The sequence below is a fragment of the Magnetococcales bacterium genome (genome assembly GCA_015232395.1).
In the GTDB taxonomy this organism is placed as follows: Bacteria; Pseudomonadota; Magnetococcia; order Magnetococcales; family JADFZT01; genus JADFZT01.
Genome location: JADFZT010000047.1, coordinates 1 through 14,384, shown reverse-complemented (window position 1 = coordinate 14,384; position 14,384 = coordinate 1). Strand labels below are relative to the sequence as shown.

Annotated in this window: 14 protein-coding genes and 1 tRNA gene; 8 read left to right on the top strand and 7 right to left on the bottom strand. The window is 55.5% G+C overall.

What is annotated here, in order from left to right; translation table 11 throughout:
- Positions 1 to 3: 3 nt before the first annotated feature.
- From HQL52_13125 to HQL52_13105, 5 genes are all read right to left on the bottom strand, one after another.
- On the bottom strand, positions 4 to 2,289 hold the full coding sequence (locus tag HQL52_13125) for an MMPL family transporter (GenBank protein ID MBF0370388.1): 2,286 nt from the start codon (positions 2,287 to 2,289) through the stop codon (positions 4 to 6).
- A 30-nt stretch (positions 2,290 to 2,319) separates the two neighbouring features.
- Positions 2,320 to 2,919 carry a TetR family transcriptional regulator C-terminal domain-containing protein gene (locus tag HQL52_13120; protein MBF0370387.1) on the bottom strand — a complete coding sequence of 200 codons (600 nt, stop codon included), beginning with the start codon at positions 2,917 to 2,919 and terminating at the stop codon, positions 2,320 to 2,322.
- A gap of 321 nt (positions 2,920 to 3,240) precedes the next feature.
- Positions 3,241 to 4,623, bottom strand: coding sequence for a dipeptidase (locus HQL52_13115; GenBank protein ID MBF0370386.1), 1,383 nt, complete (start codon positions 4,621 to 4,623; stop codon positions 3,241 to 3,243).
- Positions 4,624 to 4,688: 65 nt separating this feature from the next.
- Complete coding sequence (gene sixA, locus HQL52_13110; GenBank protein MBF0370385.1) at positions 4,689 to 5,204, bottom strand: phosphohistidine phosphatase SixA; 516 nt, start codon at positions 5,202 to 5,204, stop codon at positions 4,689 to 4,691.
- Positions 5,205 to 5,337: 133 nt separating this feature from the next.
- Positions 5,338 to 5,413, bottom strand: a tRNA-Glu gene (locus HQL52_13105).
- A gap of 601 nt (positions 5,414 to 6,014) precedes the next feature.
- Here HQL52_13105 and apgM point away from each other — a divergent pair.
- The 5 genes from apgM to cysM all read left to right on the top strand — a co-directional run bounded on the left by apgM (position 6,015) and on the right by cysM (position 11,313).
- Positions 6,015 to 7,379 carry a 2,3-bisphosphoglycerate-independent phosphoglycerate mutase gene (gene apgM, locus HQL52_13100; GenBank protein MBF0370384.1) on the top strand — a complete coding sequence of 455 codons (1,365 nt, stop codon included), beginning with the start codon at positions 6,015 to 6,017 and terminating at the stop codon, positions 7,377 to 7,379.
- A gap of 174 nt (positions 7,380 to 7,553) precedes the next feature.
- Positions 7,554 to 8,276 (top strand): CDP-alcohol phosphatidyltransferase family protein, encoded by a 723-nt coding sequence (locus HQL52_13095; GenBank protein ID MBF0370383.1) that lies wholly within the window; start codon positions 7,554 to 7,556, stop codon positions 8,274 to 8,276.
- Positions 8,273 to 9,127: an inositol monophosphatase family protein gene (locus tag HQL52_13090; GenBank protein MBF0370382.1), complete on the top strand. Its 855-nt coding sequence runs from the start codon at positions 8,273 to 8,275 to the stop codon at positions 9,125 to 9,127. Before HQL52_13095 ends, HQL52_13090 begins: the two co-directional genes overlap by 4 nt.
- On the top strand, positions 9,120 to 10,229 hold the full coding sequence (locus HQL52_13085; protein MBF0370381.1) for an iron-containing alcohol dehydrogenase: 1,110 nt from the start codon (positions 9,120 to 9,122) through the stop codon (positions 10,227 to 10,229). Before HQL52_13090 ends, HQL52_13085 begins: the two co-directional genes overlap by 8 nt.
- A gap of 196 nt (positions 10,230 to 10,425) precedes the next feature.
- Entirely contained in the window at positions 10,426 to 11,313 is an 888-nt protein-coding gene (gene cysM, locus HQL52_13080; GenBank protein MBF0370380.1) for a cysteine synthase CysM, read from the top strand.
- Positions 11,314 to 11,511: 198 nt separating this feature from the next.
- Here cysM and HQL52_13075 read toward each other — a convergent pair whose 3' ends face one another.
- Positions 11,512 to 12,252: a ParA family protein gene (locus tag HQL52_13075; GenBank protein MBF0370379.1), complete on the bottom strand. Its 741-nt coding sequence runs from the start codon at positions 12,250 to 12,252 to the stop codon at positions 11,512 to 11,514.
- 174 nt (positions 12,253 to 12,426) lie between these two features.
- On the opposite strand from HQL52_13075, the gene HQL52_13070 reads away from it, so the two are divergent.
- Positions 12,427 to 13,074: an RnfH family protein gene (locus HQL52_13070; protein MBF0370378.1), complete on the top strand. Its 648-nt coding sequence runs from the start codon at positions 12,427 to 12,429 to the stop codon at positions 13,072 to 13,074.
- A 51-nt stretch (positions 13,075 to 13,125) separates the two neighbouring features.
- Positions 13,126 to 13,899 (top strand): tRNA pseudouridine(38-40) synthase TruA, encoded by a 774-nt coding sequence (gene truA / locus HQL52_13065; GenBank protein MBF0370377.1) that lies wholly within the window; start codon positions 13,126 to 13,128, stop codon positions 13,897 to 13,899.
- A 72-nt stretch (positions 13,900 to 13,971) separates the two neighbouring features.
- On the opposite strand, the gene HQL52_13060 is transcribed toward truA, so the two are convergent.
- A complete protein-coding gene (locus HQL52_13060; protein ID MBF0370376.1) occupies positions 13,972 to 14,193 on the bottom strand; it encodes a heavy-metal-associated domain-containing protein in 222 nt (73 codons plus the stop codon).
- A gap of 97 nt (positions 14,194 to 14,290) precedes the next feature.
- Here HQL52_13060 and HQL52_13055 point away from each other — a divergent pair.
- On the top strand, positions 14,291 to 14,384 hold a 94-nt coding region (locus HQL52_13055; protein MBF0370375.1), incomplete at its 3' end, for an undecaprenyl-diphosphatase.

Sequence of the window (14,384 nt, the reverse complement as noted above, 5' to 3'; positions counted from 1 at the left end):
GGTTCAATCCTCCAGTTTCATCAGCAGTGGGGGCAGGAGCAGAAAATCAGCGATCAGGGCAAAGGAGATGGTGATACCGGCCAGCAGCCCCATGCCGGAGTTGAGTTTGAAGGAAGAAAAGGTCAGCACGAAAAAGCCGGCGACCAGCACCAGAGAGGTGACCCAAAGGGCGGTACCGACATTGGCAAAGGCATAGCGCACCGCCTCTGCCGAAGAGAGGCCGCCATTTTCACGCCGGGCACGCAGATATTTGGATAAAAAGTGCACCGAATCATCCACCACGATACCGAGGGTCATGCCGGTCACCACTGAGAGGGCAAGCCCCACCTCTCCCTCCACGATGCCCCAAAAGCCGAAAGCCATGCCCATGGGGACCAGGTTGGGTATCAGGCTGATCAGGCCGATTTTGATGGAGCGCAAGGCGATGATGAGAATCCCGGAGATCAGCACCAGAGCGATGGTGGCCCCTGTGAGCATGGACTGAATGTTACGCTTGCCGATATGGGCAAACATGATCGTGGGGCTCGACCCTTCCGCCTGCATCACCGGGGGCAGGTTGGCCTGGAGCCAGGCCTTGGCCCGATCCGCCAGAGCGAGCACTTCGTTGGTGGAGATGTTTTGCAGGGTCGCGGTAAAGCGGGTGGCGGATTTATCGACGTTGATCTGATTGTTCAGATCCAGGCCATAGGGGAGGGACATCTCATAGAGCAGGAGATATTGCGCCGCCAGATCCCTGGCCTCGGGGAGTCGATAGTAGGCGGGATCGTCTCCATGCATGCTGCGGTTCAAACGCTTGAAGGTGTCGGTCAGGGTGTTGACGTGGATCACCTCCGGCTGTTGGCGATACCAGTCGGCAAAACGATCCACATCCTTGAGAAAATCCGGCTTGGCCACCCCGTTGCTCTCACCGGATTCTATGGAATATTCGATCTGATAGATGCCGGTCAGCCGCTCCGAGGAAAAATCAGTCGCCCGGCGAAATTCGACTTCCTCACTGAAATATTTGACAAATTCGTCGTTCAGTTCGTTGAGGGGAATGCAAGCCACCAACCCCAGAGCGAGCGCCGACATCCCCCAAAGAAGCCCGTTACGACGCTGAACCACAAAATCCCCCAATCGCTCCATGGCCATCCCCGTTCGGGTGCGGGAAAAGCTGACCTTGACCGGCAAAAGGGAGATCAAGGCGGGCAAAAAGGTGACCGACAGTATGAAGGCCGCCACCACCCCCATGGCAACGATATTGCCCAGATCCCGGAAGGGGGGAACATCGCCAAAATTCATGCTCAAAAAGCCGATGGCTGTGGTAAGGCTGGTCAAAAAAATCGGCTGCATGTTGATGCGCAGGCTTTCAAGCAGCGCCTCTTTACGATTCAAACCTTGGCGTCGCAGAGCGGTGAGAAAGGTGATCAGGATATGGACGCTATCGGCTACCGCCATGGTCAAAATAATCGTGGGAGCGGCAGAGGTGGGGCCGGAGAGGCCGATGCCCAGCCAGCCGGTAAGCCCCATGGCGGTGATGATGGACAAAAAGATAACCAGCACCGTGCCCACCGTCGCCCAGAGGGAGCGTAACAGGGTGCCCAATACCAGGATCACCACCAAAAACATTCCCGGAATCAGTGTGGACATATCCTTGATGGAAGCCTCGGGAAAGGCGTTGTTCATCATGGACATGCCGGTAAGATGGATCTCAATATCGGGATGGGCGTTGCGGAGTTTTTCGGCTATCTGACGAGCAAAGGCGGCCACCTCCGGTACTTCCGCATCAGGCCGTTTGCCGGGAAGTTGGATGGTGACGTTGACCCCGGTGACATCTCCTTGGGGAGAGACCGTGCGGTTTTTAAGTCGGGGTTCGTTGAGGGCGATATTACGAATGCGATCCAGGGCCGTCTGATCCAGGGAGAGGGGATCCTCTACCAGGTCGGCGACGATCAGGTCATCCTCTTCGGCCTGGGTGTGCTGATAGTTGGTGAGGGAGTCCACCCGGATGGAGTAGGGAATCTGCCAGCTCTCCTCGGTCAACTCCACCACCGCCTGGAGTAGTTCCCCGGTAAAGACATCCCCCCCCTTGGGGGCCAGCACAAAGAGGACATTGTCATTTTTTGTATAGGTGTTTTGCAGGGCATCGAAGGCCAGGAGTTGGGGATTTTCTTCACTGAAAAAGATCCGGTAATCGCTGTCAAATCGCAGATTTTTCACCCCAGACCCAGCTGCGGCCACCAAAATCAGGGTCAGAGGGATGATCAACCAGCGCAGGCGAATGACTCCTCGGGAAAAACGTTCCAACATGAGAATAATTCCTTTTGAATAGGGCTTGATTCAGGTAGCGCGTAGCGTGTTGAGATAGTCGCTCAGGGAGGTGAGACAGTTTTGGAAAATCTCCCGGCTCTGGGCATTTTTGGCGATGCTGACACACCCCTCCATGGAAGCTTGTATGAAGATGGCGGTTTTTTCCGGGTCGATCTCCCGGCGGACTTCCCCTCGCTTCTGGGCCTGGCGGAAGCCTTCGGCCATCCGATCACGCCACCAGCGAAAAACCGCATCCAACCGCAAACGAAACCCCTCATCGATCAGGGACATCTCCTGGGCCAGATTGTTCAACGGACACCCCAAGGTGACCAGGTCCTCCCCGTGCAGCTCGGAGCCATCTTTAAGGGATTGGTGAAAACCGTCGATAAAGTGCACATTTTCTTTGAGCGGTCGAAGGAGAACCTCCTCCATGTCGAGTTTGATTCGCTCTTCCACCACGGCATAGCCCAGGGCTTTTTTGTTGGCAAAATGGTGATACATGGCCCCTTTGGTAAGCCCGGCCCGAGACAGGATGTCGGTGAGGGAAGCGGCTTGAAATCCCTTGCGATGGATCTCATAGTGAGCCGCTTCCAGCAGCCGCTCCCGGGTTTGGTCGGCATTGCGTTTCATGGTGCTCCCCAGCTGACGGTGTGATGGATGGGCTACCGTGGATCAGTGTCAGCTGATCGGCTTCAACAGCCATCGACAACACACCAACCGTTTTGAGAGATCTTCTTTGATGTCTACCTATAACATACCAACCGGTATGTATGCTGGAAGAGCATACCGACCGGTATGTATGTTTGCAACCATATATTTTTTGAGAGACTGTTTTTTTGGGTTGGCTGGGGCGGAAAGTGTGGAATGACGGTGGTTTGGGTGGGCTGCTGTCCTGGAGGGGAAGCTCAGTTTTAGTCAGTGAAAGTACCGTAGTGAACCGACCAGGCGGAGTCAGGCCGAAGGATTCTGTTCCCCCAGGTGGTGGAGCAGTCTGACCAGGCTTTCCGTGCCGGTATGGAAGGTGGGCAGGTGGAAATTTTCGTTGGGGGAGTGGGTTTTGGCGTTGGGGGGGCTGAAGCCGATCAGCAGGGTGTAGGCGTTGAGAAGGTTTTTAAATTCCGCCACCACCGGAATGGATCCGCCCTCCCGGATGAAGAGGGGCTTGTGGCCGAAACTTTCGGTCAGCGCCTGGGTGGCGGCTGCCATGGCGGGGATTTCTCGGGGGACCACCACCGCTGAGCCGCCACCAGGCAGGCGGTTGGCTTCAACCGAGACCCAGGGGGGGGCAATGCGACGCAGGTGCTCCAAGACCAGATCGGCCATTTCTGCGGGATCCTGATCCGGCACCAGGCGCAGGGTGATTTTGGCGTGGGCTTGGGAGGGGAGGACGGTTTTGATACCAGCCCCGGTAAATCCCCCCCAAAGGCCGTTGATCTCCAGAGTGGGGCGATACCAGAGCTGTTCCAGCAGGGTGTGTCCCTCTTCACCCCAGCCGATATCCAGGCCGATTTTTTTCAGGTAGGCTTTCTCATCAAAAGGGATTTCTTCCAGATCCCGGCGTTCGGCTTCAGTGATGGGCTGCACCCGATCATAGAAGCCCGGCACCTGAATGCGCCCCTGATCGTCTTTTAGGGAGGCGATCATTCGGGAGAGGGCTTCCAGGGGGTTGGCGACAGCACCACCATAAGTACCGGAGTGGAGATCCAGGCTGGGGCCGGTGACCGTCACCTCCATCACCACCAGACCTCTCAGCCCCATGGTGATCGCCGGGATTTCAGTACTCCACATGGCGGAGTCGGAGACCAGACAGATGTCGGCCTGGAGGTCTTTTTGATGGGTTTGAATGAAGGGGGGCAGATTGGGGGAGCCGATCTCCTCCTCCCCTTCGATCAAAAAAACCACGTTGACCGGCAGGGGGCGGTTTTCCCGGCGCATGGCCTCGATGGCCTGGATGTGCATCAGGATCTGCCCCTTATCATCGGCAGAACCCCGGGCAATGATCCGGTCGTTCTTGATCCAGGGGGCGAAGGGGGGCTGCTCCCAGGCATCAAGGGGATCTTCGGGCTGTACGTCGTAGTGGCCGTAGATCAGCACCGTGGGTTTGCCAGGGGCACCTCGCCAGGCAGCGGTCACCAGGGGGTGGCCCGGGGTTGGGTGAACAGCGACCTCATCCAGCCCAGCCTGTTTCAGGAGTTTGGCGGTAAAATCAGCGCAACGGGAAATATCGCCTGCCCGTTGGGGATTGGCAGAGACCGAGGGAAATTCCAGATAGCGTTTCAGGGTTTCAAGGTTGGCGGCGCGATTGGCACGCAGGTGTTTGAGGGTCTGTTCCATGGGTTTTCGAATGGCCCGTCAAACGCTGGGGTCGCCAACGATTTGGAGGTGGTGCGGTATGGCTGTCAGCTGGGCAGATCTCCGGGGTTTTGCACCGTTATCAGCTTGGCTGAACCGGATTTCAGGTCGTTCCAGTCTTCGGGCATTTCCAGTTGTACGACTGTGGCGGTTTTGATGAGACCCGCATCAATGCCCATCATTCCTTCCGGCCCCACCAGATAGGCGTAGAGAAACTCCAGACCAGGGTTGTGGCCGATCAGGATGACTGATTTGTTTTTTTTGGCAAGTTCAGCCAGAATTTCCAGAAGATCTTCGGTGCCCGCCCCATAAACCCGGGAATCCCACTGGATCCGCTTTTTTTTGAGGCCCATGGCCTTGGAGACGATTTGGGCGGTCTGCTTGGCCCGCTCTGCTGGAGAGCTGATCACCAGATCAGGGGTCAGCTTCTGTTTTTTCAGCCAGCTGCCCATCCTTGGGGCGTCCCGTAGTCCACGTTTGGCCAGTGGACGTTCAAAGTCACTGGGGGCATTGGTGTCCCAGGCCGACTTTGCGTGGCGCATAATGAGTAGCTGACGGGGCATGGCAGGTTCCCGAAAATCGGATCCAGAGAGGCGGCGGCGCTTGGCGTGATGAGCCAGAGGCGCGTTATCCTTAAGAGCAGCACCCTATCCAGGTCGGACCCAAGTTTGGAATAGGTGCTGCTGAGATATAAAATGGCGTCCCGTAGGGGAATCGAACCCCTGTTGCCGGCGTGAAAGGCCAGTGTCCTAGGCCACTAGACGAACGGGACATAACCGTTAGGCGAGAAGGATCGTGCTCTGTTTCCTGATGCACATATGGATAATTCAATGCATCAGGCCATTGCCGTAGAACGAATAAAAACAGCTGATTTCGTCTCCCGGCAAATCTTTCCAAACCCCCTTGACCCTCGGGGCGCACAGATTAAGGGGGTTTGGGGGGTTTGGCAACGGATTATTCGCAATCACCCTCACTTTTTTTGGGGAAGGGGCCATTTGGCTTTGGTTGGGGAGGAAACAAGTCTGCCTGCTGATGGCTTGCGTCCCGATCATGGTGGGAGGGTGTGGCCTTTGAGATGGTTGATGAACAAGAGATTTTTCAGTGTTGCCTGAAATGTTTGTGAATAGTCAAGAGGGGGGCGGATAGTCGGTTTGCTATTTGATATGGTTTTTGGGTGATATCGGGTCAGAGGAAATTTTTGGCGTTATGTAATCAAATGGGGAGTGAGATTTTTTCAGATTTTCTGAAATATCGGTGCATGATAATGGCGTGGACAGCGTTTGAGGGACAGGGTTAGGGTTTGATGGAAGTAGTGGGGAGAGGAAGGCTGTGGGGTGGGAGTTGGGGCAATATCTGGTTTTGGGAAGAATGCCGTGAATAGAGAGCAGCCTGGATTGATGGTCATACTGGATGGTTTGGGGGATCGTCCCGTGGCCGAACTGGCGGGCCAAACGCCCCTGGAAGCGGCACTCACCCCCCATCTGGACCAGTTGGCAGAGCAGGGCCTCACAGGGCTTGTGGATCCCATAGCGCCGGGTATCGCAGTCTCCACCGATGTGGGGGTGGGGCAGTTGATGGGCTTTTTTCCCTCCATGGCTAAAGTGCCAGCCCGGGGCGTGGTCGAGGCAGCCGGGATCGGTTGGCCACTGCAAGCCGGGGATGTGGCGCTCCGCTGTAATTTTGCCACAGTCCAACTCCAAGACCTGGCGCAAAAGTCCTCTGACCGGCCTGCTTTGGGAGATCCTTCGACGGAAAGGCCTTCAAGCAACCCCTGGCGGATTATTGATCGCCGAGCGGGCCGCATCCAACCTCCGGATACGGTCGCCCTGGCCGAAACCCTGAACCGGGAGATGGGGGTGTGGCAGGGAATCGGGGTGCGTATCAAAGCCGCGACAGGCCACCGGGCCGTGATGCTTTTGAGGGGGAAGGGGCTCTCTGCCGATATCACCGATGCAGACCCCGGTGCGGGGGGGGAGGGGGCTGGTGTGTTGGCGTGCCTGCCTCAACCTGGGAAATCCACCGAAGCCTCCTGGAAGGCCGCCGAGGCGGTCAATCAGTTCGTGAAGCGTTCCTTCGATCTGTTGTGGGATCATCCCATCAATCGCCGCCGGCTGGAGGAGGGGCTTTTGCCCGGCAATATCCTTCTGCCCCGCAAAGCTGGAGGGGCTTGGTCGGGGAGGGGAGTGCTCGGTTCTCTGGGACTCAAGGGAGCGGTGGTGGCAGGGGAGCGAACCGTGATTGGCCTGGGGCGGCTACTGGGTTTCAAGGTTTTGACGGATGCCCGTTTTACTGGTGGGATCAAAACCGATCTGGAGGCCAAGGTCAAAATGGCCCTGGTCGCATTGAAAACCCACGACCTGGTATTTCTTCACATCAAGGGGCCGGACCTTTTTGCCCACGATGGCCATCCCTTGGGTAAAAAAAAGGTCATTGAACAGATCGATCAGGCTTTGGCCCCTTTGGTCCGGATCTCCGGCAAGGCCTGCATCGCCATAGCCGCCGATCATACCACCCCCTCTGCCACGGGTCGCCACAGTGGTGATCCGGTGCCGGTGATTTTGGTTTCCCCGAACCAGCCCGGGGATGGGGTTTCGCTTTATGGGGAGCGCGCCTGTCGGGATGGGGGGCTGGGACGATTGGCCGCCCATGGCTTTTTGCAACGGCTTTTATCAACCATGGGGGTGAACTCCCTGAACCTTCAAGAAAAAAAACTCTTTACAACCAGGCTGAAAGAGTGATTGTGAGGTGACTGGAAGAGGTTTAAGGGGGGGAACCTTTGCCAATTGAGCTATCTTGAGGTAAGGTTATGGACACATTAATGAGGGCGTTTCGAGCGGGCCAAACGGGATCTTCCGATCCTGCGGTACCGCTTTATCCACTTGTATGGCACTGTCATCCCCCGGGGGAAAAGCATGGGAAACCTGAAAAAACCACTGCTGACACCCAATCAGATCACCGTTTCGCGGTTTGTTCTGATCTTCCCCCTGTTCGCCCTGTGGTTTGCCATGCCGGATGTTACCACCCGCACTCTCATCTGCCTTACTTTTACCTTGATTTTTGCTTTCGACGCCGTGGATGGTCTGGTGGCCCGCACTTACAACATGGGCTCCACCTTCGGGGTCTACTTTGATCCCATCGTCGATCATATTTCTTATTTTGCCTTGTGCATCATGTTGATTGATGCCGGTTACCTCTCCTTGTGGTTTCTTTTCCTGATCATTATCCGGGATCTGCTGGTGGTTTTTATCAAACAATATGCCGCCGCCATGAACCAAGTGATCAAAGCCTCTTTTTTGGCCAAGGCCAAGGCAGAACTGGTTTCGGTGCCCCTGGCCTGCCTCTACCTGATGAACGTGGTGGATGCCACCATACAGCCCCTGATTTTGCTGGGAATCGTAGTCTATCTTCTCTCTTTCAAATATATTTTCAAGGCGACCTACGAGCACACTGTGACCCTTCGGGCTGCCCTGGTGGTGCTCGCGGTGATTTTTTGGCTGCGTCCTGAGGAAATTGAACTCGCTGTTTACTATGAAACCATCTACACCTGGATGACCCTGATCGCGGTCTGGGGCTCGGCAGCCCTCTATTTTTGGAATAGCTGGGATCTCCTCTTTTCCGAGAGCAAGGGCGTATGATTGATCGACTCCACGATCAGATGGATGCCCTGACGACCAAGCTTGCAGAGCTTGGAGCCTATCAGCTGCATCGCCAGCAGGATGTTCAGGCCCAGCTAAAATCCGATGCCAGCTTCAAAGAGGCATGGCGGGCCAACGATGTGGTCTCTGAAGTGGATCTCCACACCGAAAAAGAGCTGCTGGCTTTTTTAAAACAGGCTTTTGGCGACATCCCGGTAATCTCCGAAGAGTTTAACAACAAGGCCCCTCCCGCCCCCGGGGAATTTCGCTTTGTGGTGGATCCCCTGGACGGCACCAAGCCCTATCTCGAAGGCAAACGGGAATTTTCCATCTCCATCGGCCTGATGCAGGGGCGTGAATTTGTTTTTGGTGGCAATTTTTATGCAGGTCTGGATCAATTTTACTGGGCCTTTGCCGATAGCGAAGGGGTGATGGATCGAGACGGCAAGCCCCTTACCCCGGCCAGGGAATGGCTGCCGGAATGTTATCTATCGGTAAGCTTCTATGACCTGCTCTCCCCGGAACATCGGAGCCCGGAGGCGATCCACGAAGCTCTGGGGGTGGGGGTGGTGGATTATCCCCGTTCGGCGACCTACATTCTCAAGCGTATTTTGGAGGGGCAAACGTTTGCCTACATGAGTAAGGATGTCTACATCTGGGATATCGGGCCTTCCTCCCTGCTGTTGGATAAAATGGGCTGTCATGTGGTGGATCTGAAAGGTGTGGGGGTTGATTTTGGCTCCATTGCCCAGCCTCCCTTTCGGCACCCGGCTGCGGTGGCCCTGCCCAAAGGCCGGGAAGAAGCTTTTCTCTCCCGACTCCAACGGATTTGCGCGAGTGGCAATGGCTGATTTGATCTTTAGCGATCGACCATTCAAAAAAGGTCTGAAGGAAATCCTGGCAGACCGCAGGGTAGACCTGATTGTTGCCAGCGGTTTCGTCCGGGATAACAGCCTCTACGCAGACGTTAAAAAGGTCCTCTCCAAGCAGGATGTCCCGGTGCGCTTCATGTCGAGCCATCTGAATATGGCCTCGGTGGAAAAGACGTTTGAGGGAACCCCCTTTAAAAGCCTGCTGGTGCTGGGTGGTGGACGGCTGATCGATTTTTCCAAGGTGGCGTGCGCCCATTTTGATGCAGAGCTGTGCGTTGTTCTGACCAATCTTTCCAACGACGGTTTTGCTTCAGGCTGTTCGGCTCTGCCGGAGGATGAAGGTAAGGATTTCGTCACGGTCCAATCCCGCCAGCCGGCCATGGTTTTTGCTTTTCATGAGTTGATATCGCGCATGCCCCGGGAATTTATCCTGAGCGGCCTGGGAGAGGCGATTTCCAAGCTGCAGGTGATGGAAGATTTGCGCTTCGAGTATGACCAACTAAAGATCGAACGCATCTTTTGTCAGCCCCTGGAAGCTCTCTACGACCTGCTGTTTCGGGACTTTACCATCCATGACTATAACGACCGGGAATTTTTATTCCGCCTGACTACAGCGCTCTATCAATATTCCTCCCTCATGCGTCGGGGTTCTGAGCTTTGCAGTCGCTCGGAGCACGAGTTTGAAAAAACCTGCACCACCAACGGCGTCAATCTCCGCCACGGTACATTGGTTTTGCTGGGGGCGTTGGTCTCCATGAAAGTGCGGCAACTTCATGGGGAAAGTATTAGCAGTGGCGCGCCTATTTTTACCTATTCCACCCTTCTGAAGGTGATCGTCAAGTTTAAGCTGACCAAGTGTGTCCGGGAAGCCTTGCGGGTGTTGAGCGAGCATTTAAGTAAGAAAAATTTTCACAACGGTTTGAAGGATCTATCCAACCTGCGCCCCGAACGTCCCGGGTTGTGGAACCATATCGATACCCGTACTATCGATTGGTCGCATCTTTTTCAGAAGCTGGATCGGGACTTGAAAAAAATGAAAAAAAGTGGCAATAACGGCTTTAGCGAAGTATTGGAATGCTGATTGGACGGGCGTCGGTCGCTTGAAACGTGATGAAATAGGTTCGTGGAAGTATGGGGGCAGGTCTATCTGGCTCCTTTTTTTTTGGCCGGATGATTTTTTTCCGTGGTCACTATTTTAGAACCAGCCCTTATCACTTCAGATCCAGACGACTCCCTTCCCTTGGCTGGCAGGTTTTTTCATCATCAAGGGTAAGATTATGGTAACTTTGGAATCAGTCATTGGCAATACCCCCCTGGTAGACCTCAACCGCCTTTCTGCCCCCTACGATGGGGTTCGAATTCTCGCCAAGCTGGAAGGCTCCAATCCCGGCGGTTCGGTCAAGGATCGTGCTGCTCTCGGCATGTTCATGGGGGCGGAATCCCGTGGCGTGTTGGCACCCGGCACCCGGATCATTGAGCCGACCAGTGGCAATACCGGCATTGCTCTGGCCATGATCGCCGCCAAGCGTGGCTATCCCATCACCCTGGTGATGCCGGAGAGTATGACCGTGGAGCGGCGTGCCGTGATGCTGGCCTATGGGGCCGATATTGAATTGACCCCAGCCAAAGCCAGCATGGAAGGGGCCATTGATCGCGCCCGGGAGATGGTGGAGGCCGGTGAGGGAATCATGTTCGATCAGTTTTCCAACCCGGACAATTGGCGGGTACACTACCGCACCACAGGGCCTGAACTTTGGGAAGGGACCGGCGGACGGGTGACCCACTTTGTCAGTGCCATGGGCACTACCGGCACCATCATGGGGGTTTCACGGGCGCTCAAAGAGCGTAACAATTCAATCATGATTGTCGGGGTGCAGCCAGCGGAAGGGTCGGCCATTCCGGGTATCCGTCGTTGGCCAGCAGCCTATCTGCCGAAAATTTTTGAACCCAAACGAGTGGATGAGGTGCTGGATGTCACCACAGACGAAGCTCTGGATGTGACCAACCGTTTGGCCCGGGAAGAGGGGATTTTTGTAGGCCTTTCTGCAGGGGGAGCAGTGGCTGCTGCCATGCGCTTGGCTGAAACCTGTCAGCCATCAGCTCGCATCGCGGTGATTCTCCCTGATCGGGGGGACCGCTATCTTTCCACTGATATTTTTGGCTGAGTCAATCGGCAGGCTGTTTGAGTGGTTTTCTGGCTTTTCCAAACCACGCACAGCTTTTTTCCGGCTTGGTCATGACTGGTTGCTGAGAGCCAGTATCCGTTGACTTCGTTTAACGACAAACGAAACCATCCGATATCCTTGTGGAGTGGATATCGGTGGTGTGAAAGCGGATGGCGAATTATAGGCCAGCAGCGGGGATCAGCAGCGATCCTTGATTTGCGACCAGAGAATTTTGTAGTCGTCGGACTCCGAGCTTTCCCGGGCGTAGGTGAAGAGGGGCGCTCGTTTGACACCCATGGCTTCGATGATGCTGGATTCCGGGATGGATCCCTTGAGGAAGATCGAGTGTTTTTTCTGAACGTTTTTGGTGACCACCCGGTGGATGGGTTTGTCGAGGTTGACGTGGTTGAAGAAGGGCATCACCACCAGCTTCCGGGAACGTTTGTTGATCAGGAAGCGCACCAAGCGGTTGTAGGCCCGCAGGGAGAGGGGTGTGGGGATGAGTGGCACGATCAAACCGTCGGCAATCTCGAAGATGCTTTCAGTCACCTGGGAGAGCCCGGGAGGGCAGTCGAGAAAGAGGGTGTCATATTTTTTGCTTAAGGGTTTGACGAGTCGCATCAATGCTTTGCGAGGGTCGCCCTTGGCCTGGAGAAATTCATCCATGCGCCGGTAGGAAAGATCTGACGGCAGGAGATCCAGGTTGGAATAGCCGGTCATGCGCAGCATGGTGTCCAGGGAGGGTTTTTTGTTGAGAAGCTCTTTGACCCCCCCCTTGATTTTTGGTTTGACGCAGAGATAGTAGCTGGAGCCACCTTGTGGATCCACATCCCAAATCAGGGTTCGGGTGCCTTGGGCTGCGGAAAGATAGGCCAGGTTGACAGAGGTGGTGGTTTTGCCGACGCCACCTTTAATGTTGTAGACCGCGAAGATTTTCATGAGCTTACGGTTTGCTCCAGGGTTCCAATATTGTTTAGCCCGCCTGCGACGGATACATATATACAGGCAACGCGGGTTGAAAGGAAGTCGTTAATGCAGCTATGCTTCCCGGGTTGTCCCCGTGATCGAAGAAAATGGTGACTTAAGTCTGTTTTTAGATGGAGGAACACCCCCATGAAAGTAGCCGTGACCTATGCCGAAGCCAAGAGCCAGGCTTTGTTGGAGTTTGTTGTTGATGAAGGCACAACCGCTGAACAGGCGATTCAAAAATCAGGGATTTTGGGGAAATATGCCGGAATTGATCTGGGTACGAACAAGATCGGTATTTTTGGCAAGGTAACAACCCTGGATCAGGTGCTTCAGGAGGGAGATCGTGTGGAGATCTACCGTCCGGCACTGGGTAAGCCACCCAAGAAAAACCGTCCGCCCCGGAAAGCCCCTGCCAAGCCTGCTGCCAAGGCAGACAGCGCAGACGGTAGTGCAGCACCCCAGGGTGCCGCCGCCAAAGCTGCCGCTGCCAAGGCCCGTGTAGCGGCTGCCAAGGCCCGTGTAGCGGCTGCCAAGGGAGAGGCAGCTCCGGCTGCTGAGGGTGATGCCAAAGAGGCGGCACCTGCTGCTGACGAACGGGCAGCGAAGATCAAGGCTGCCAAGGCCCGAGTGGCAGCTGCCAAGGCCAAAAAGGCGGCTGGGGATGGTCAGGCAGCTGAAGCGGGTGCCCAAAAGAGTGGGGCCGGTGACGACCAGGCGACCAAGATGGCCGCAGCCAAGGCTCGAGCTGCAGCAGCCAAGGCTCGGGTCGCGGCTTCTCGCAAATCCACCTGATTTTGGCATCACTATCTGAAATCACCCCAAATTTGAGAAGGTAGGGGTCATTTGGCTCGATTCCGGTTGCTTCTGGAATATGATGGGTCCGGTTTTTATGGCTGGCAGCGTCAACCCGATGGGCTGACTATCCAGGGGGCTTTGGAAGAAGCGCTGGGTTCCCTCTGTGGTCATGCCGTACAGGTGACCGGATCGGGCCGAACTGACTCTGGAGTGCATGCTTTGGGGCAGGTGGCCCATTTCGATACCAGCCGCCCCCGCTCTCCGGAGGTTTATGTCCGGGCTTTGAATGCCTTGACGCCCAAGCGGATCAGCATCCGTTCTGCCGAAGCGGTGGGGGAGGATTTTCACGCTCGGTTTCAGGCCACCTATCGGGAATACCACTACCGGCTACTCAACCGTTCCACCCCTTCCGCTTTGGACCGCAATCGGGTCTGGCATCTCTCTTTTCCGTTGGACATTCAAATCATGATTGAAGCCCTGTCGCTATTGAAGGGCACCCATGATTTTTCAGCTTTTCGTGCAGCTGCTTGTCAGGCGAAGAGTCCGATACGCACTCTTTATCGTGGGGAGATTATCCAGCAGGGAGATGAGCTGCGGATTATTCTCGGGGCGAATGCCTTTTTACAGCATATGGTGCGCAATATAGTCGGCTCCCTGGTGTTGGTGGGGCGGGGAGGGTGGGATTTGGATCGGTTTCAGGAGGTGTTTGAATCCCGGGACCGCACCCAGGCAGCTGCTACGGCCCCTCCGGTAGGTCTCTATCTGGCCAGGGTGACCTACGGAGAAGTCCCGTGGAAGGATTCTGTGGAAACCTCTCTTTGAGTTTGGTTTGGGAGGGGCGTTGACGGGGGATAACGTGAGCTTGGCGTTCAGGTTGGTTGGTCAGCAGGTGTGTTAAGTGGCCAGGAGTTGATAGCCTGATGCGATAATGGCGTTTTCGATCTGTTTTTTCAGGGCTTTCTGGTTAACATCCGAAGAGAGGGTGACCGTGACTATTCCCTTGGCCAGATTGATCTGACAGGTTGCCACACCAGAATTTTTTTCGACGGCATTCTGGACTGACTGCGCGCAGTGCTGGCAGGACATGCCGGAGACGTTGAATTGAATAAGGGGCATTTCCAAGGGACTCCCTGTTGGCCTGTATTCGATCATCTGTATTGTGGCGAATGGGTGGATGGTGGGCAACCATTAAGCTGGGGGAGGGGGGTGGTCAGTGGATTTTTTTCAGGCGGCACTGCTTGCGTTGATCCAAGGAGTGACTGAATTTTTACCTATCAGCTCTTCAGGTCATCTGGTTTTAGCGCCCT

Bases quoted from the DNA above. Each gene is read 5' to 3' on its own strand.
- sixA (MBF0370385.1), bottom strand. From the start codon at position 5,204: ATGCCCCGTCAGCTACTCATTATGCGCCACGCAAAGTCGGCCTGGGAC.
- HQL52_13075 (MBF0370379.1), bottom strand. From the start codon at position 12,252: ATGAAAATCTTCGCGGTCTACAACATTAAAGGTGGCGTCGGCAAAACC.
- HQL52_13095 (MBF0370383.1), top strand. From the start codon at position 7,554: ATGGGAAACCTGAAAAAACCACTGCTGACACCCAATCAGATCACCGTT.
- HQL52_13115 (MBF0370386.1), bottom strand. From the start codon at position 4,623: ATGGAACAGACCCTCAAACACCTGCGTGCCAATCGCGCCGCCAACCTT.
- HQL52_13090 (MBF0370382.1), top strand. From the start codon at position 8,273: ATGATTGATCGACTCCACGATCAGATGGATGCCCTGACGACCAAGCTT.
- HQL52_13060 (MBF0370376.1), bottom strand. From the start codon at position 14,193: ATGCCCCTTATTCAATTCAACGTCTCCGGCATGTCCTGCCAGCACTGC.
- cysM (MBF0370380.1), top strand. From the start codon at position 10,426: ATGGTAACTTTGGAATCAGTCATTGGCAATACCCCCCTGGTAGACCTC.
- HQL52_13070 (MBF0370378.1), top strand. From the start codon at position 12,427: ATGAAAGTAGCCGTGACCTATGCCGAAGCCAAGAGCCAGGCTTTGTTG.
- HQL52_13120 (MBF0370387.1), bottom strand. From the start codon at position 2,919: ATGAAACGCAATGCCGACCAAACCCGGGAGCGGCTGCTGGAAGCGGCT.
- HQL52_13085 (MBF0370381.1), top strand. From the start codon at position 9,120: ATGGCTGATTTGATCTTTAGCGATCGACCATTCAAAAAAGGTCTGAAG.
- HQL52_13125 (MBF0370388.1), bottom strand. From the start codon at position 2,289: ATGTTGGAACGTTTTTCCCGAGGAGTCATTCGCCTGCGCTGGTTGATC.